Source organism: Cyanothece sp. BG0011 (assembly GCF_003013815.1).
Lineage (GTDB): Bacteria > Cyanobacteriota > Cyanobacteriia > Cyanobacteriales > Microcystaceae > Crocosphaera.
On record NZ_PRLH01000054.1, the window covers coordinates 1 to 18,488 of the forward strand.

The following is an 18,488-nucleotide window of genomic DNA, read 5'->3' on the forward strand; positions in this document are numbered from 1 at the left end:
TAATGACATGAGTTTTTTATTCTTGCCTCTTATAAATTCCTCTGGTTTAGAGTTAAGTAAACAAAGATCAACATTTTTTTTAACAATGGGAACAGTGAGGTTATAAATCAAAGTTCGGTACTGATTATTCTTCTTCCAAGACAGTCCTTTTAAAAATATTTCAACATCAGCATCATCTTGAGAACCGACTAACCATTCTTTTGATTTTGAATGTAAATAGCAATAACTTATCCCTTGTAAACTTAGCGTTGCTATGAGCATCCTAGTAATTTTTCTTTCACCTAATACACCTCCTAAATTTCTTATAATTCCTCCTAATGAGTCACCTCGTGTTAATAAAAAACGGTAAACTAACTCATCAACAAAATTTTCTCCTGCTGGTTCAAGAAAATTGTCAATCAGTCCTTTTATAGCTTCATTTTGATCATTTTCTGTTAGATACTTTTTGGCTTTATCAGAAATACCTGAAGCAGTTAATAAAGCTAATTTTATTTCAGTAACATTAATTAATTCAATTGGACTTTCAATTTTGGAAGCCATAGATTTTAGAGCTTTTGCTTCTTCAACAAATGGAGTAGCTTTTCTATTTTTTTCTAATGCAAGAGAAATAAAACCTGCTCTTGTTTGTTCATAAGATGTTACTAAAGATTCCCAAGAACTCAAATGTTTTTTATAATCAAGATTGGTCATTTTTTTCTCCATACATAAACACACTTTCTTAAGGGTTTTCTTCCATGAGTTCCCATTTGTTGACTACTGTTTCCTTTACCATTTGGTAAAACTAAAATTTTTTCTATCATAAATCCTAAATTTTCAGCAATTTTAGACAATATTAAGTCAACGGGTATACTGGCTCCAGCATAACGAACATTATCATTAACCATAAATAAAAATCCATCATCTTTTAGTATTCTAAAAGATTCTTGTATCACACATGACATTTCATAAAAGTAACCCTTAACCATTCTTAAAATACCGTTATTATTTAGCTTTTTAATTTCTTTTTGATAGTATAAATAACTCAGAATTGTTTGAAAAAGTTGCTCGTTATCACAAATTTTAATTGCTTTTTTCCAATCTTTATTAATTTCGAGTAACGCTTTTTCCTTATTTTCAACTGTACAACTTAATAACTCTTGTCTTAAGTGTCTTAACTTTTCTTCATCGACTCCTAATAAAGCTAATTCTAAGGCATAGGTTCGAGTATAATCATATCGATTACAATAAGGAGGTGAGGTAATAATTGCAGTGTATTGATTAGCTTCAATTTTCGGTAATATATTTAAACAAGATCCTTGATATAACTTAATATCACCAGATTTTATTAAGTTATCATTAAATAATGATAATTGTTTTTCATCACCTTGCAAATCATTAATAATTTCCTCAAGCTTAATAGTAATAGCTTCTTGAAAATTATAAATTTTTCCTTTATCAAACGGACGACTTTTTATTTGTCTTCCCGAACGATAATCCCATCGTAAATATTGACCATCCTTTCTGGTAAAACTGACAGATTCAAGAATACTTAAAAGTGCTGTTAACAAAATTTTCTGAACCACTTCAGATTCTCTTTTGATTGTATATAAATATTGTCTTACCTGAATTTCTGTTTCTTTTGGATAAGCGCCTTTAGTAATTTTTAAAAAAGTTAAGTCATCTAAACCTTTTGACTGTTGCCAAGGCTGATTTTTTTGCCAATATTTTAATCTAGATATTTCAGAAGTTTGTGCTTTATTCACTCCATGTATTTTATTTTCAATCAGTTCAATTCCAATAGGTAATAACTCAATTCCCTCAGTATTATATCCTAATTCAGATGCTGCAAAAAGGGTTGTTCCTATCCCGGCAAAGGGGTCAAAAACAATTCCCCTTTGTACTTGATAGTCTTGCAGTAGAAATTTAACTAAACGTGATGAAAACGCTTCTTTATATTTATACCATCGATAGAAAGCTTCTGTCTTATTAGCTTGAAAACTAACCAATGTTCTATCTAATTTATTGTTAACTACTAAGACATCGTTAAAGTGTCTTAAAAGTTGTTCATCTAAGCGATTAATAGTAAATAGTAAATTTTCGGATTTTGGATCAGCTATCATCTTAATACAATGAAAGGTAATACTTTTACTTATATCCTAATCTTTTAGGGATAATTGGTTGTTGATGACGGTCTTATCCCTATTTATTTCTACTTTAAATCAGCGATCGCTCCTCTGGCCATCTGTGCGATCGCTTGATCCGTTGCCCTAGGTAACTGATAATAAGTCCCTCCGGCGGTTTGGGCCAACTCCTTACCAAACCCGGTCGAAACAAATTTTTTCTCCGTATCTATCACCAATAATTTAATGCCTAACCCCCGAATTTTTCCGGCAATATCTAACAATTCTTGTTTAATATCGGGCTTTTCTCCTTCGGGTATGGGTTCCCCTAAGGACTTAGATAAAGGAATATTTCCCCGTCCATCGGTGATGGCAACGATCACCACTTGACCAATATCCCCGGACATCTTTGCATTCATCCCCACATGAACCGCCTGAGTTAACCCGTGGGCCAAAGGTGAACCACCGCCACAGGGCAAGGTTTCCAGGCGTTTACGGGCTAAAGAAATGGAACGGGTGGGGGGTAACAATACGTCTGCTTGTTCCCCTCTGAAGGGGATTAACGCCACTTGGTCCCTGTTTTCATAGGCTTCTGTTAAGAGACGCATCACTGCACCTTTAGCGGACTGCATCCGATTCAAGGCCATGGACCCCGAAGCGTCCACCACAAACACGATCAAAGCCCCTGCTTTCCTTGCTAAACGCTTAGAACGGATATCCCCCTGTTCAACAATGACATTGCGGCCAGGATACCTTAACCGTCGGGCTTTTTGATAGGGGGCAGCCGCCCTTAAAGTGGCATCGACGGCAATCCGTCTCACTTTCCCTTTAGGTAACATGGGTTTAACGTAGCGTCCGCGATCTTCAGAAAAGATCAAACCTCGACTTCCAGAATTTCCTTGATTTTGGGCCATCTGTGCAAAGTACAACACACTGGGATCTAAGATGACCCCTTCGATATCAAACACGAAGTCGTCAGGAATGCCGGGGGGTTCTTGTTCCGGTTCTTCGTTGTTGTCTTCTTCCTCTTCTTGTTCCTCTTGATCTTGGTTAGACTCATCTTGAGGTTGTTGGGGTGGGGGAGGAGGAGGAGGAGGTTGAGGGGCATCCTCTGGAGGAGGTTGCATCATGGTAGAACGGGGGACGATCACCAGTTCTACCGCCCGTCTGAGGTCGTCTGAATTGATGGTATTTCGTCCATCTAGGGCGGCGGAAGCTTTAGCGACGCGAACGGCAAACAGTTCGGCGCGATGGCCTTCTACACCCCCTCTGATAGCCTCCTCGACTAAATATTGAATTTGATCAGGGGTAATGATCACTTCTTTTAACCATTCTCTAGCGAGGATAATTTGAGTTTTAATGTCGTCGATTTCGTCGTCATATTGAGCGAGAAAGGTTTGAGGAGAGTTAGCATAGTCGAGGGCTTGGTTTACGGCTTGTACTCGTTGATCCAGGGCTAATACGCCATCTGCTGATAAGGCGATCGCAATTCTATCTAATAAATGCCGTCTTAATGGTCCTTCTTCGGGGTTATAAGTGGCGATAAGAATAGGTTGACAGGGATGTTGAAAGCTGATCCCTTCCCTTTCTATTTGGTTTCTGCCGTCGGTTAATACGCTGAGGAGTTGGTTAGAGATTTGATCGTCTAACAGGTTAATTTCATCGACATATAACACCCCTCTATGTGCCTGTGCCAATAATCCTGGTTGAAAGATCGCTTCCCCTTGTTTCACGGACTCTTCTACATCAACTGATCCTAATAATCTATCTTCTGTGACACCAATGGGAACTTGAATGAAGGGGGCGGGTACGATTTCGGTGGGGATATTTTCAGCAGAGGTGTTTAAATATTGTTCTTGGGTGTTGTCATCCCAGTCACTGGGTTTATTGCGATCGCAGTTAAAGGGATTATCTTCTATTCTTTCAATGGGGGGTAAAAGGGCGTGTATTCCCCTGGCAAGCACTGATTTTGCAGTGCCTCGTTTTCCTGCAATGACCACACCCCCTAAACCTGGGTCCACTGCTGCTAATAATAGGGCAAGTTTGATGGCTTCTTGGCCAACAACGGCAGTTAGGGGAAAACTCAAAGGGGGTCTAGTAAGGGTAGGCATTCGAGAATGTGCATGAACTATTAATGCCAATGTATCATGAACCCTGTCCGTAAATATACCACTGTCGGAGTTTAATCCCATTAAACTCTTCTACAACTTTTATATAAATTGTTGGTGTACACACGGCGACTGATAGGACTGTATTTTAGGGTTTGTTGGTGAACATTTGTATTAATGGAGAGGAAAGATAATCTAATCTGTACTATAAGATTCCTGTGCGTTTGTCCTCGTTTTCAAGATAAACTACAGTATGATATAAGATTGTTGTTGATATCATTATGAGTGTAGTTAGCCAAGTTATTCTAAAAGCAGACGATGAACTCCGATATCCTAGCAGTGGTGAACTCAAGGGTATCCAAGCGTTTTTAAGTACAGGAGAACAGCGTGTTCGCATCGCTGAGACCCTTGCTGAAAACGAAAAGAAAATCGTTGATCAAGCTCAGAAAAAATTGTTTCAAAAACGCCCTGATTTTCGCTCCCCTGGCGGGAATGCTTACGGCCAAAAGCAGTATAATCAGTGTTTACGAGATTATGGCTGGTATTTACGTTTAGTCACCTACGGGGTGTTAGCAGGAAGCAAAGAACCCATTGAAAAAATTGGTTTGATTGGTGTTAAAGAAATGTATAACTCCTTAAATGTTCCTGTTCCTGGGATGGTAGAAGCGATTCGCTGCCTTAAAGAAGCAGCTTTAGGACTATTGAATAATGAGGATGCAGCAGAAACTGCTCCTTACTTTGATTATATGATTCAGTCCATGTCCTAACATTGCATTGATGAAACTATAGCACTATGCACTGAGAGATAGGCGATCAATCTGAACATTGTCTTGATTTTAATGTGTGGTGCCATAGAGCGAAAAGACACGAGCAACTCGTGTCTTTTTTGATTGCAAGAAAAATATAAATTTTTGCTGATGGCTCCATCTTCATCGGTACAATAAAACTATGGCAAAGTTGATTCGTCTTCCTTTCTTTTGTATCGCTATTGTTATGCTAACCTATGGTTCGTTTGGTTGGTATGTTGCCCAATCTGCGAGTCCCTGGAGTCATTGGTTAGCTTCTCAAGGAGAAGCTTGGGGATGGGTTTTAGAAGACGACACTATCTTTTTACTGCTTCACATTTTTGCAGGGACTCTAGTTCTCGTAATTACCGCTAGTTTAATAGCACCAGTGGCTATTATCACCATTCTATTTGGCAGTAGTTTTAAATCAGATAATAAAGCGATTATAGCCGTTTTATTGTGGTCTTTTGTTGTGGTGATGATGCTGCGTTGGATTGCTATTTCTGCTCACCTATTGTTGTTAATCTCGGCTGCTATTTTAGCTAAATTAGAATTACAAAAACTAGGGTATTCCCAATGGAAAGTGATGTCCATTTTAGTGTTCATCTGTTTGGGAGGATTTACATTAGGTTTGTTGAGTTCGTATCATGTTGATATTAGAAATTTGATCATCAATTACTAGCTCAGCATCAATTATCGATATTGAGTCATTTGTGTGGGTTGTGCTTGATGAAGGGCGCGGGTTTGTTCTAAAATATTCTCAATACTTTCTTGGGAGAGATTTTGAACATAATTAATTTTAATTTCTTCTAGTAAATCATTGAGTAAAGATTCAATTTGATCAATACTGTGTTCTGCTTGTAATTCAGTTCCTAAAGACTTACTAAATTTCTCAACTAATTTCTCTAACAGTCGATCAAATTCGGGATCTTCAATTAATAATCCTTGTAGTCCCCCTTCTAACCCTTGATACAGTTGAGAAACTAATCGTTCAGTTAATTGGTGCTGCATAACTTTAACCCCTGGAAGGTTCTCTAAACCCCGATAAGCGGGGGTTTGGGTTAAAGCTTTATCGACGTTATATCGTAAAAATTCTTCAGCTTCGGGGCGAATTTCAGGAATGACTTTTGTAATGACTAAATTAGCCATCAGTTTAACTAATTCTGAGGTTTCATTAACATCATTAATATCGATATATTCCTTAGTATTTTGTCTTGTTAAAATCTCCCGAACCGTTCCATCCTGAATGGTTCCTTGAATTTGGTTAACCACTTGAATAATAACGACTTCGGTAATATCTTGGGCAATTCCTGCTACAAACCCTTGACTTGCTTGTTTTTTAATGGCTTTTAAATCGATTAAGTTTGATTGATCTAAACGAACAATTAAAGGAATAATTCTCAGGAAACGAAGGATGGGAATTAATAAGAAAATATCGTACCAACGCCATAACATCGCATCAAACCAGCTAACCCCTGTATGACGACGACTAATATACCAAGTGCGGGCTAAAAATTCCGTTAAAAATAATAGGAAAAATGGAAAATCAATTAAACCAAAGTTTTCTACAGGTTCCCCATTTTCTCCTACAGGGCGAAAGTAATTAGTAGCAATTAAAGGAGCAATTTCTTGATCAAAAAAGTTAAGTTCGTTGCGCCAACCATTGCGTCGAAAATTCTCCTCACTCCAAAACTGCTCAAAAGCATCTTTTGCAGAACTTGCTTCTGTGTCAAAAACGTGTTCTCGCATCTTATTTTTAATCCGTTCTAAAGTTCCCGTCTTATTAGCAACTTGAAAGGGATTATCGGCGATCATTTCTCGACTTCTTTCTCGAAGATCCGCTAATATTTCATCAATATTAGATCGAGATTCTCTATTTTCTGCTATGTTAGAATCCGTAAATGCCTGTTGAGTAATAAGCTCATTAACGGCTTCGCTTAAATCTTCTACTCTATCTAAATATAAGGCAGTCTCTCGATAGGGTTCAATACCTTTGATAATATCATATTGGGTAATAACATCGGAAACCGATTGAGGAATAACTTTTAAAGGGGGTTTAGGAATTTCTCTCTCAAAAGCACCAAGTTTTATATAAAACTGGGCCCTACCTTGTAACCAAAAATCTCGTAAAGGAATATAAGTTAAATCAAAAATGACTAAGATATAATTCACTAAAACGATCAAAGCCATGATTTTTTCAAACCAACGGCGAGGACGAAAAAATTTTTTTTGAGATTCAGAAGACACTTTTGTTATTGTCATATAAAAATTATACCACCCTCGAAACTTTTATTAAAATAGGAGCTAGACTTATTATAAAGGAACTTTCTTATTTGTCTAGGAAGTCTTATATAATAGATTAAAATCAACCAGACGGAGATCACAACTTAGCTATTTTTCTTGTAATATTCTTACACCCTAACATTAATTAGAATTAATAATGACTGCAAATCTTCAAAAATCTTATAATTATAAAGTCGGTGGAAGTCTAGGGTTTGATCATCCTACCTATGTAGAAAGACAAGCAGATACAGCTCTTTTTACAGCATTAAAAGAGGGAAAATTTTGTTACGTTTTTAACTGTCGTCAGATGGGAAAATCGAGTTTAAGGGTGCGGGCAATGCACCAACTTCAAGCACAAGGAATGAGTTGTGCATCTGTGGATATTACCAGTTTAGGTAGTGATATTAGTCAAAAACAATGGTACAGTGGCATCATTACCCAATTATTTTTAGGGTTTAATTTAATTGGCAAAGTTAACTTAAAAGTTTGGCTCAGAGAACGAGAAGACTTATCAGGAATTCAAAAATTTAGCGAGTTTTTAGAAGAGGTTTTATTGGTTCATTGTTCAGGAGAAAAGGTTTATATTTTTATCGATGAAATTGATAAGGTTCTCAGTTTAAATTTTTCTTTAGATGACTTCTTTTCCGTCATTCGTTTCTTTTATAATCAAAGGGCAGAAAATCCAAAATTTGAACGATTAGTGTTTGCCTTATTTGGGGTAGCCACTCCCACTGATTTAATTCAAGATAAAACTCAAACCCCTTTTAATATTGGTTTTCCCATCGAATTAACGGGTTTTACCTCAGAAGAAATAGAACCCCTTGCCCCTGGTTTAACCCCCCTTACTGACCATCCTCAAAAGGTTTTAAACAGTATTTTATATTGGACGGGGGGACAACCTTTTTTAACCCAAAAAGTCTGTGATTTACTCTTAACGCAATCAGCCATTATTCCCCCAGGACAAGAAAAGAATTGGGTCGATAAAATGGTACAAGAATTTATAATTGAAAATTGGGAATCTAACGACGAACCCGTACATTTAAAAACGATTAGAGAGCGTCTTTTTAGGAATGAAAAAAAAGCCGGACGACTCTTAGGAATGTATCAACAAATTTTACAACAAGGGTTCCTAAAAAGTGATGAAAGCCCCGAACAAACAGAATTGAGACTATCGGGGTTAGTGGTTAAAAAGAATGGTAAATTAATCGTTTATAATCAAATTTATCAAGAAGTTTTTAACGAAGAGTGGGTTAAAAAAGAACTAGAAAAGATTAGACCTTATTCTGAAATGTTGACAGGGTGGGTTAATTCTAACTATGAAGATAATTCTCGTTTATTACGAGGACAGGCGTTAAAAGATGCCTTAACTTGGGCAATGGATAAAAGTTTAAGTAACCTCGATTATAAATATTTAACCGAAAGTCAAAACTTAGATAAACGAGAAGCAGAAATCAATCTAGCAACCCAACAACAAGCCAATGAAATTTTAACCAAAGCAAATCAAAAAGCACAACGAATGATCCGTTTAGGGATGGGCATTTTAGCCGTTTCTTTGGTGGGTGCAACCATTGCCTTTAATCAAGCCTGGATAGCCTTCCAAAAACAAAAAGAAGCACAAATGGGAACCCAATTAGAACAAATTGGAGATAGTGCCTGGCGACAATTTGAGTTTGAACAATTAGAAGGATTAGTATCAGCCATAGAAGCCAATCAAAAGTTACAAACCTTAGTCAAAGATAGACGACTCTTAGAAGATTATCCCGCTACTAGCCCCATTTCAGCACTGGAACAGATTCTCAACCGTATTCAAGAAAAAAACAAATTGATCGGTCATCAAGACGCTGTTAATAGTGTTAGCTTTAGTCCCGATGGTCAATGGATAGCCACCGCTTCGAGTGATGGAACCGTTCGTTTATGGAACCAACAAGGACAACAAAAAGCCATTTTAAATGGTCATGAAGGTAATATCTATGGGGTGGCTTTTAGTCCCGATAGTCAAACCCTGGCCACTGCAGCCCAGGATAATACCGCTAGAATATGGGACTTACAAGGAAAACAATTAGCCGTTCTCAGGGGTCACACTGCCTCGGTTTATAGTGTCACCTTTAGCCAAGATGGTCAACGCTTGGCCACCACCTCACGGGACAATACCGCGAGAATTTGGGATAAACAAGGTGATCTCTTAGTGGTGTTACAAGGTCACACGAGATCAGTGGATGACGTGGCTTTTAGCGCAGATGGTCAATACATTGCCACCGCTTCACGGGATGGAACCGCTTAAATTATGGGATAATCAAGGAAATTTAATTGAAACGTTACAAGATGATCAAGTAGCGTTTTATAGCATTAGTTTTAGTCCCGATGGTCAGCGTATTGCTACCGGTGCCAGGGATGGAACGGTTAAAATTTGGGATAAACAAGGCAATTTGACCTTAACCTTGAAAGGCCATCAAGAATTAGTTAATAGTGTGGTATTTAGTCGAGATGGCAACTGGATAGCCAGTGGTTCGAGTGATGGAACCGCGAGACTCTGGAGTAACCAGGGCCAAGAAATCACTGTGTTAAAAGGGCATCAAGACCCTATTTATGATGTCGCCTTAAATCGTCAAGGCACAGAATTGGCCACCGCTTCGAGTGATGGAACCGTGAAATTATGGGCAGTTAGACAAACTCCTAACAATGGTTTTAATACTTTAGACACTTATGTGACCAGCGCCGACTTTTCTGAAGATGGTAAACTATTAGCGATCGCCGATGAAAGGGGTCAAGTTTATCTGTGGAATTTACAAGGAAAAAAGTTACGAGAATTTGAGGCACATAACAGTGGAATTAATGCCATTAGTATTAGTCCCAATGGTAAAATAATCGCCACGACGGGGACGAATGGGAATGTTAAATTATGGAATTTACAAGGTCAGTTATTAGGGGAATTAAAGGATAATAATGTACGAATTTATAGCCTTGATTTTAGCCATGATAGCAAAAGGTTAGCCATGGCCAATCGTTCGGGAGAAGTTTGGTTATGGGATTTAGACACCAACCCTTATCAATTGCTGAAAAAAATTCCAAGCCCATAATGATACCATTACCTATATCAGTTTTAGTAAAAACGCTCAAACCATAGCCACTTCATCTATAGATGGACAAGCAAAAATATGGGACTTAGACGGCAATTTACAACAATCTTTATCGGGCCATTCTGATCCCATTAATTGGTTAAGTTTGAGTCCTAATGGACAATATTTATTAACCGCTTCTGAAGATAGTACCATCAAATTATGGAATCAAACAGGAGAGTTAATGACAACTTTAAAAAGTGATTTATTTCCTATTTCTCGTGTTACCTTTAGTCCCAATGGACAATATTTTGTCACTGCTTCTCAAGATGGAACCGTAAGATTATGGGACCAGGAAGGAAAACTACATACAAAAATGAAAGGCCATCAAGAATCCATTGAAAGTCTGCAATTTACTCCTGATAATCAAACTATACTAACTATTGGTAGAGATGGCAAGGTCAAAATGTGGCCCGTCGAACCAGAATATGCCCGTTTAACCTCACTTTTAAACCAAGGATGTCAGTGGTTAGAAGATTATTTAGTCACCCGTCCCCAAGAACAAGAAAAATTGTCAAGTTGTTCGACTTCTAATATCAGTCAAATCAATAACCCATCGGAATAATTCCTATCTTAATTAAAAAAGTCTTAATTTTTATTTAAAATTGAGTCAAACTTGTCCCAAAACCGATAAAGTATGTTTCAGGGATTATTCAAGGAGAAATAGTTTAGACAATTATGGCATATTCTTGGTTCAAAGCGTTTCATTTAATTGGTATTGTCGTTTGGTTTGCTGGATTATTTTATCTCGTTCGTTTATTCGTTTATCATGCTGAAGCGTCAGAGAAAAAAGAACCGGATCAAAGCATTCTTAAAGAACAATATGAAATTATGGAGAAACGTCTTTATAATATTATTACCACCCCTGGCATGATTGTCACTGTCGCCATGGCCATTGGTTTACTTTCCACTGAACCTGAAGTTTTAAAGTCAGGATGGTTACATATTAAATTAGCGTTTGTGGCTTTATTATTGGCATACCATTTTTACTGTGGAAGAATTATGAAGCAGTTAGAAAAAGGGGAATGTCAATGGACGGGACAACAATTTAGGGCATTAAATGAAGCCCCCACGGTTTTGTTAGTTATTATTGTTTTATTAGCCATCTTTAAAAACAATTTACCTCTGGATTTAACCACTTGGCTAATTGTTGCTTTAGTGATTGCTATGGCAGCTTCTATACAATTATATGCTAAAAAAAGACGACTGGCTCAAGAAAAATTAAGTTCTTCTACGGATTAAATAGATTTGTAGGGGCTTAATAATATTAAGCCCCTACATAAGTTATTTTATTTTATTCATATCTTGCACCAGTACAGAGAAACTTGAAAATAAAACAAATAAAATCAATTATCAAGCAGTTATAGTCAAAAAAAACCCTGTTCCCCGTTCCCTATTCCTAACCCCCCACACCCCCCACACCCCCCTTTATAAGGGGGGCAGGGGGGGTTAGGGGCAGGGGGGGTAGGGGTAGGGGGAGTGTGGGAGATTATCGGAGGTACAAGATATGAGTTTTACATTCTTTCTAACACAGAAATGCCTAATAAAGACAACCCTAATTTAAGGGTTCTTGCGGTTAAATCACACAGTAATAAACGGGATGTTCTCACCGGTTCATCTGACTTTAAAACAGGACAATTCTCATAAAAACGATTAAATTTCTTACTCAGTTCATACAAATAGTCACACAGACGGTTAGGCAGTAAGGTTTTTTCTACTTCTTTGATAGTTTCACTCAGTTGTAATAGATATTTTCCTAGTTCAATTTCGGTGTCTTCTTTGAGAAGAATTTGTATGTTTTCCCCTAAGTTTTCGTAGTTAATATTCCCTTCTCTGCTAATACTTTGGATTCTAGCATAAGCATATAACATATAGGGGGCTGTATTGCCTTGTAATGCTAACATCTTATCGTAACTAAAGATATAATCACTGATACGATTTTGACTCAAATCTGCATATTTGACTGCGCTAATACCCACCGTTTCAGAGACATGGTTGATAAACGCCTCTGACTCTTTTCTCTCTTCTGTTTGTAAGCGATTTTCTAAGTCTTTTCGGGCATAATTAACCGCTTCATCTAATAAGTCTTTCAGTTTAACCGTTTCCCCGGAACGGGTTTTTAATTTTTTGCCATCTTCTCCTTTTACTAACCCAAAAGGAACATGAGTTACTTCTACACTATCGGGTAAAAAATTGGCTTTTTGGGCAACTTGAAAAACTTGAGCAAAATGATTGGATTGCCCGGCATCGGTTACATAAATAATGCGTTTGGCGTTATCTTCTTTGATACGGTATCTTAAGGCAGCTAAATCGGTGGTTGCATAGTTATAACCCCCATCCGATTTCTGAACAATTAAAGGTAAAGGATCACCTGATTTATTAGTAAATCCTTCTAAGAAAACACACTGGGCACCTTGATCTTTTTCTAAGATGCCTTTTTCATCTAAAGCCTTAATAACATCGTCTAAATAAGGGTTATAAAACGATTCTCCTCTTTCTGTTAATTGGACATCTAAACGATCATAGATTTTTTGAAATTCTCGACGGGATTGATCACAGAGTAACTGCCAAGCTTTTTGACTTTCTTCGTCTCCTGATTGCAATTTTACCACTGCTTCTCTGGCCGCTTCTTGGAACTTAGGATCTTCATCAAATCGTTTTTTTGCTTGTTTATAAAAGTTGACTAAATCCCCAATTTCTAAAACATCAGCTTGGGTTAAGGCATCGGGATAAACTTCTTTTAAATAGGTAATTAACATCCCGAATTGAGTTCCCCAGTCCCCTACATGATTCAGTCTTAAAACCTGATAGCCCAAAAATTCTAAAGTCCGCGCAATACAATCACCGATAATGGTTGATCGTAAATGTCCCACGTGCATTTCTTTGGCAATATTAGGGCTAGAAAAATCGACAATGACTTGATCAGCATCCTCTACTTTTTCAATGCCTAAACGCTGATTCTGATACAAGGATTTTAATTGACTTTCTAAGTAACTGGGTTTCAGTTTTAAATTAATAAAACCAGGCCCCCCAATGGTAGGAGGTTCACAAATAGTATCTAAGGATAAATTATTAATAATAATTTGAGCAATTTCTCTGGGATTTTTTCCTAATTTTTTAGCTAAAGGAAGGGCAATATTAGCCTGATAATCTCCATGTCTAAGATCCCTCGCTGTGGTTACCTGGGGATCAATTTCTTTAAATTCTTCACCAAAGGACTTGACTAAAGCGTCTTGAAAAATCTGGGTTAGTTGTTCATTAATAGAAGTCATAATACTGAAAAATATCTTCGTAACATTTAACGACTTTTTTAGCTTTTTTAGCTTATCATAATTAATAGGGTAATAACTATAAATTGATCACAAAGATTTATCTAAAGGCTTATCTCTCCATTTACCTAGATAAGAAAACAGGGAAAAATAACTATGAAAAACAATTTAAAGAAAATTACCCAAATCTTAGATAGTCTACCCCCATCTTTGATTATCGGTTTGGGTCTACTTTTAGTTGCTGTTATTACTGCTCTAGATTACTCCATAAAAATTGATCTAGGTATTTCAATTTTTTACTTGTTTCCCATTGCTTTAATAACCTGGTATAGTAATAAAAAAATAGGGCTGATTTTCTCTTTTATTTCTTCTCTTTGTTGGTTTTGGGCTGAAAACAACATTAGCAAAAATCCTCAACTGTGGTTAGAAGAATGGAACGCTGTTGTTAGATTGTCTTTCTTTATTATTGTAACCTATTTATTATCAGAACTTAAAGCAGCTTATGAAAGAGAGAAAACATTAGCCCGTACTGATGGTTTAACAGGAGCAGTGAATCGGCGTTTTTTTCGTGAAATCTTAGGACAGGAAATTGAGAAACTTTCTCGTTATCATCATCCTTTTACTTTAGCCTATTTTGATGTCGATAATTTTAAAAAGGTCAATGATCAATGGGGTCATAGTCAAGGAGATTATTTATTAAATGCCATCGTCGATATTGTTAAAATTAATATTAGACAGACAGATACCCTTGCTAGACTAGGAGGAGATGAGTTTGCCTTGATCTTATTAGAAATCGATTATGAAAAGGCGAACCTTGTTTTAAACCGTATTCAAGCAGAACTTTTAATCATGGCTGAATTAGAAAAAATGCCAATTAGCTTTAGTATTGGTGCTATTACTTATTATACAATTCCTGACTCTATTGATCATGCCATTGAACAAGTGGATCATTTAATGTATTATGTTAAAAATAATGGTAAAAATGGACTCAAACATAAACTTAATAATCAAATAAAAATAAGACAATAAAATGGCTCTATCTCGTAGAAATTTTCTGACTTTAACAGGGTTAAGTTTTACCAGTGTTGTTGCTGCTAATTCCTTAAAAAATTACTACCATCTTGTGGCTAAGGGAAACCCCACCATCACTGATAAATTTGGTCAATTAATTCCTGATCCTAATGGTATCTTGGATTTACCTAAAGGGTGGCAATATCAAGTGATTTCCTATGGCGGAAAATCCATGCATGATGGTAATATTGTTCCTCCTGCTTTTGATGGCATGGCAACTTTTTCGGGTAACAATGATGAAATCATTTTAGTTCGCAACCATGAATTAAGTCCTAATTCTCCCTATGGAGTTAACGGATTAGAAAATGATAAATATGACCCCATTTCCCAAGGAGGAACAACCACTTTAATTCTCAATAAAGACGGCAGTTTAAAACAAGAATTTGCCTCTTTAGCAGGAACCAATCGCAATTGTTCGGGCGGTACAACCCCCTGGGGTTCTTGGATTAGTTGCGAAGAAGATACCACGATTTCTACCATAAAATCTCCAGATAATTCTCATCCAATCATTAAGAAACATGGATATAATTTTGAAGTCCCTTCCCTAGGAAAAATGGCAACAGCAAATCCCTTAATTGACATGGGAAGATTTCGCCACGAAGCCATTGCCGTTGATCCAAAAACCGGTTACATTTATCAAACCGAAGATCAAAACGATAGTTGTTTTTATCGCTTTCGTCCTCATGAAAAAGAAAATTTACAAAAAGGGGGTATTTTAGAAGCATTAGTCATTGAAGGAATGCCAAGAATTGATACTAGCAAAAATTATCCCATTAATGAACCGAAATCGGTGCAATGGGTACAGCTTGAAACCGTTGATCCCGATGAAGATACCTTACGTTATGAAGCCCAAAAAAAAGGGGCTGCAATTTTCAAACGAGGAGAAGGTATTTGTTTGGCAAAGGGTGAGTTTTATTTTACTTGTACCAGTGGGGGAAATGCAGAAAAAGGTCAAGTTTTTCGCTATAATCCGGTTGAGGAAACTATTAGCCTATTTGTTGAATCCCCTGGTGCAGAAATCTTAGATTATCCCGATAATTTAGTTATGTCTCCTTTTGGGGATTTAATCCTCTGTGAAGATGGTTTAGGGGAACAATTTTTAATCGGGGTGACTCCAGAAGGTCAATGTTATAAATTAGCTCGCAATGCTTACAATAATAGTGAGTTCGCTGGTGTTTGTTTTTCTGGCGATCGCAAAATCATGTTTGTTAATATTTATTCTCCCGGACTAACCCTCGCTATCCGGGGCGATTGGTCAACTATTTAAATCTTAATCATAAGAATAGTCAAGAATGTCTACAACATAATCTCCCCGACTCCCCACTCCATCTAAAGTTTCTGCCTTGGAGGGTTAGTCTTCAAGGCGAACTCAGCTGATTATGTCTTGAATTATTGATAAAAATTCTCATCACTGTTGACAAATATTTTTAATAAGCCTATGATGAAATCAATAAGTGTTCTCCTCTCAAGGATGGATCGGCAGGTGGAATCGTTCAGCAATACCAGAAACGGTTCCCCTATTTTTTTTATCTATCGTGCTACCCACTGGGCAATGGGGAATGGACAAGGGTTCTCCCCCTCACAAAAGGGGGAGTTAGAGGGGGTGGCAATAGTAGATTCGATAACAGTTTTAAGGTTAACGAGTGTCCTAATTTTTTGTAGTGCTATATTGTTTAACTGACAAAGCTTTCTATGGTGTATTGATGAGATGCACAATTAAATCAAATCAAGATATAATCAATCCAGTTTCAAGCTTGATGAATAAGTGTAACGTTTATTATTATCCCCGTACTTAAAGAACAGTCCTTAAAATTCCATGAATCTTGGTCAGTGGCTTGGCTTATCTAGTTTAATTATATCTGGTTATATTCTTTGGCAAATTAGACAGGTATTATTATTGGTATTTACTGCAGTTGTTTTTGCTACGGCGTTAAATCGCTTGGTTAAGTGGCTTGAACAATTTAAAATTAGACGTAACTTGGGCATTATTATTGTTGTCATTGCCATTGTCATTTTAGGTCTTTTATTTGGTTGGTTAGTGGTTCCTCCTTTTGTAGACCAATTTCAAAAGTTACTCGCACTCTTCCCTACAGTTTGGGAGAGGTTGCGAACGAATTTAATTGTGTTATCAGAAACCCAAAGTCGTTTTGATTGGTTACCCCAACCCCCTTCTTTAAGGGATTTATTGACTCGTTTACAACCTTTATTAACGGATATTTTTACCAATTTTTTCACTGTCTTTTCTAATTCTTTGGTCATTATTTTACAATTAATTTTTGTTTTTTTCTTGACAATTACAATGATTATACAACCTCAAAACTATCGTCGTTTATTTTTAAAACTATTTCCTTCTTTTTATCGTAAACGAGGGGAAGAAATTTTAACTCTTTCAGAAATAGCATTAGGAAATTGGTTAACAGGGGTGACCATTAATTGTTTGTTTATTGGCATATTAAGTGGTGTTGGGTTATGGTTATTACAAGTTAACTTAGTGTTAGTTCATGCCTTATTAGCCGGGTTACTTAATTTTATCCCGAATGTGGGTCCTGCCACCAGTGTGATTTTCCCTTTAATGGTTGCTCTATTAGATAATCCTTGGAAAATTTGGGCGATTCTGATTTGGTATTTTATTATTCAAAATATTGAAAGTTATTGGTTAACCCCTACCGTTATGGCTAAACAAGTATCTTTGCTTCCGGCAGTCACCTTAATGGCTCAAATCTTTTTCGCTCAAACCTTTGGTTTGTTGGGGTTATTATTAGCTCTTCCTTTAGCTGTTGTGGCTAAAACCTGGATTGAAGAAGTTTTATTTAAAGATATTTTAGATCCTTGGAATTCTGCTAACTAAAAAATCATGAAAAAATTGTTTTTAAATTTATCATTGATTAATTTATTGCTACTCTTATCCTGTGCGTTACCTACCTCCGCTCAAGAACAAACAGTGTTAGAAAAAATTGACGAAACCGGTTTATTAGAAGTTGGCATTAGAGAAGATGCCGTCCCTTTTGGTTATCGAGATATTAACGGAAATTTAGAGGGATTATGTTTAGATTTTATTGCTATTTTAAGAGAAAAATTAAAAGAAAAACTGAATAAAAAAGTGATCGCTATTAAATTATATAAATCAACCCTTTATAATCGCTTTGAATTAGTGAGCGATCGCATTGTGGATCTCGAATGTGGACCTAATACCATTCGAGAACTGCCTGAATATCGAATACAATTTTCTCAACCCTTTTTTTTAACAGGAACTCAATTATTAGTTAGCACAGAAAAAGCTAAAAGAATTAATCCGAACCGAAATTTACGAAATGTTGATATTGGGGTATTAAGAAACACCACCAATGAACAAATCATGGCCGAAAAATATCCTTTAGCTAACTTAGTTCCGTTTCAAGGAGCCACAGGAAGAGCTAGAGGAATACAAGCATTAAGAGCAGATAAAATAGATGCTTTTGCCAGTGATGGTATTCTTTTGGTGGGAGAAGCCTTGATACAAGATTTAAGACTAGGTCTTGATTATACTTTAGTGCCAACCAATCCCATCGATTGCGAAGAATATGGACTGATTTTACCGGATAATAATCCCGAATGGTTCAATTTTATTAATTCAGTCATTAACACACCATCGGTAACCAATATTTATCAAGATTGGTTTGGAGAAATCGCCCCACAACTTGAGTCGATTCGATTATTTTGTCAGGGAAATAGGATATTAGAGGAAGTAGAAGAGTCCGAAGAAATCAGAGAAGAATAA

Annotated in this window: 12 protein-coding genes and 1 pseudogene; 8 read left to right on the forward strand and 5 right to left on the reverse strand. The window is 36.7% G+C overall.

All coding sequences use genetic code 11. The features are described from left to right. The 3 genes from C4E06_RS07975 to bchD form a co-directional block, all read right to left on the reverse strand. A partial coding sequence (locus C4E06_RS07975) for an AvaI/BsoBI family type II restriction endonuclease (RefSeq protein WP_198648410.1) occupies positions 1-690 on the reverse strand: 690 nt, incomplete at its 3' end. Continuing rightward, the gene (locus C4E06_RS07980) at positions 687-2,099 is read right to left on the reverse strand and encodes a DNA methyltransferase (RefSeq protein WP_107667590.1); all 1,413 of its coding nucleotides are present in this window, start codon (positions 2,097-2,099) and stop codon (positions 687-689) included. The genes C4E06_RS07975 and C4E06_RS07980, both read right to left, overlap by 4 nt. 89 nt (positions 2,100-2,188) lie before the next feature. Then, positions 2,189-4,210, reverse strand: coding sequence for a magnesium chelatase ATPase subunit D (gene bchD / locus C4E06_RS07985; RefSeq protein ID WP_107667591.1), 2,022 nt, complete (start codon positions 4,208-4,210; stop codon positions 2,189-2,191). 278 nt (positions 4,211-4,488) lie between these two features. Between bchD and C4E06_RS07990 the strand changes: the two genes are divergently transcribed. Beyond that, positions 4,489-4,974 (forward strand): allophycocyanin subunit alpha-B, encoded by a 486-nt coding sequence (locus tag C4E06_RS07990; RefSeq protein WP_107667592.1) that lies wholly within the window; start codon positions 4,489-4,491, stop codon positions 4,972-4,974. A gap of 181 nt (positions 4,975-5,155) precedes the next feature. Continuing rightward, positions 5,156-5,674, forward strand: coding sequence for a hypothetical protein (locus C4E06_RS07995; protein WP_107667593.1), 519 nt, complete (start codon positions 5,156-5,158; stop codon positions 5,672-5,674). 11 nt (positions 5,675-5,685) lie between these two features. Here the strand turns inward: C4E06_RS07995 and C4E06_RS08000 are convergent, their stop codons facing one another. Beyond that, the gene (locus tag C4E06_RS08000; protein ID WP_107667594.1) at positions 5,686-7,254 is read right to left on the reverse strand and encodes a hypothetical protein; all 1,569 of its coding nucleotides are present in this window, start codon (positions 7,252-7,254) and stop codon (positions 5,686-5,688) included. A gap of 178 nt (positions 7,255-7,432) precedes the next feature. Here C4E06_RS08000 and C4E06_RS29510 point away from each other — a divergent pair. Beyond that, positions 7,433-10,956, forward strand: a pseudogene (locus C4E06_RS29510) (AAA-like domain-containing protein). 113 nt (positions 10,957-11,069) lie between these two features. After that, on the forward strand, positions 11,070-11,633 hold the full coding sequence (gene hemJ / locus C4E06_RS08010) for a protoporphyrinogen oxidase HemJ (RefSeq protein WP_107667595.1): 564 nt from the start codon (positions 11,070-11,072) through the stop codon (positions 11,631-11,633). Positions 11,634-11,905: 272 nt separating this feature from the next. Here the strand turns inward: hemJ and argS are convergent, their stop codons facing one another. Next, the gene (gene argS / locus C4E06_RS08015) at positions 11,906-13,663 is read right to left on the reverse strand and encodes an arginine--tRNA ligase (protein WP_107667596.1); all 1,758 of its coding nucleotides are present in this window, start codon (positions 13,661-13,663) and stop codon (positions 11,906-11,908) included. Between the two features lie 153 nt (positions 13,664-13,816). Between argS and C4E06_RS08020 the strand changes: the two genes are divergently transcribed. The 4 genes from C4E06_RS08020 to C4E06_RS08035 all read left to right on the forward strand — a co-directional run bounded on the left by C4E06_RS08020 (position 13,817) and on the right by C4E06_RS08035 (position 18,488). Then, positions 13,817-14,689 carry a GGDEF domain-containing protein gene (locus C4E06_RS08020; protein WP_107667597.1) on the forward strand — a complete coding sequence of 291 codons (873 nt, stop codon included), beginning with the start codon at positions 13,817-13,819 and terminating at the stop codon, positions 14,687-14,689. A 1-nt stretch (position 14,690) separates the two neighbouring features. Beyond that, the gene (locus tag C4E06_RS08025; RefSeq protein ID WP_107667598.1) at positions 14,691-15,998 is read left to right on the forward strand and encodes an alkaline phosphatase PhoX; all 1,308 of its coding nucleotides are present in this window, start codon (positions 14,691-14,693) and stop codon (positions 15,996-15,998) included. A gap of 549 nt (positions 15,999-16,547) precedes the next feature. Beyond that, complete coding sequence (locus tag C4E06_RS08030; protein WP_107667599.1) at positions 16,548-17,579, forward strand: AI-2E family transporter; 1,032 nt, start codon at positions 16,548-16,550, stop codon at positions 17,577-17,579. A 6-nt stretch (positions 17,580-17,585) separates the two neighbouring features. Beyond that, complete coding sequence (locus tag C4E06_RS08035) at positions 17,586-18,488, forward strand: amino acid ABC transporter substrate-binding protein (protein WP_107667600.1); 903 nt, start codon at positions 17,586-17,588, stop codon at positions 18,486-18,488.

Bases quoted from the DNA above. Each gene is read 5' to 3' on its own strand.
- argS (WP_107667596.1), bottom strand. From the start codon at position 13,663: ATGACTTCTATTAATGAACAACTAACCCAGATTTTTCAAGACGCTTTA.
- C4E06_RS08030 (WP_107667599.1), top strand. From the start codon at position 16,548: ATGAATCTTGGTCAGTGGCTTGGCTTATCTAGTTTAATTATATCTGGT.
- C4E06_RS07980 (WP_107667590.1), bottom strand. From the start codon at position 2,099: ATGATAGCTGATCCAAAATCCGAAAATTTACTATTTACTATTAATCGC.
- hemJ (WP_107667595.1), top strand. From the start codon at position 11,070: ATGGCATATTCTTGGTTCAAAGCGTTTCATTTAATTGGTATTGTCGTT.
- C4E06_RS08020 (WP_107667597.1), top strand. From the start codon at position 13,817: ATGAAAAACAATTTAAAGAAAATTACCCAAATCTTAGATAGTCTACCC.
- C4E06_RS07995 (WP_107667593.1), top strand. From the start codon at position 5,156: ATGGCAAAGTTGATTCGTCTTCCTTTCTTTTGTATCGCTATTGTTATG.
- C4E06_RS08035 (WP_107667600.1), top strand. From the start codon at position 17,586: ATGAAAAAATTGTTTTTAAATTTATCATTGATTAATTTATTGCTACTC.
- C4E06_RS08025 (WP_107667598.1), top strand. From the start codon at position 14,691: ATGGCTCTATCTCGTAGAAATTTTCTGACTTTAACAGGGTTAAGTTTT.
- bchD (WP_107667591.1), bottom strand. From the start codon at position 4,210: ATGCCTACCCTTACTAGACCCCCTTTGAGTTTTCCCCTAACTGCCGTT.
- C4E06_RS07990 (WP_107667592.1), top strand. From the start codon at position 4,489: ATGAGTGTAGTTAGCCAAGTTATTCTAAAAGCAGACGATGAACTCCGA.
- C4E06_RS08000 (WP_107667594.1), bottom strand. From the start codon at position 7,254: ATGACAATAACAAAAGTGTCTTCTGAATCTCAAAAAAAATTTTTTCGT.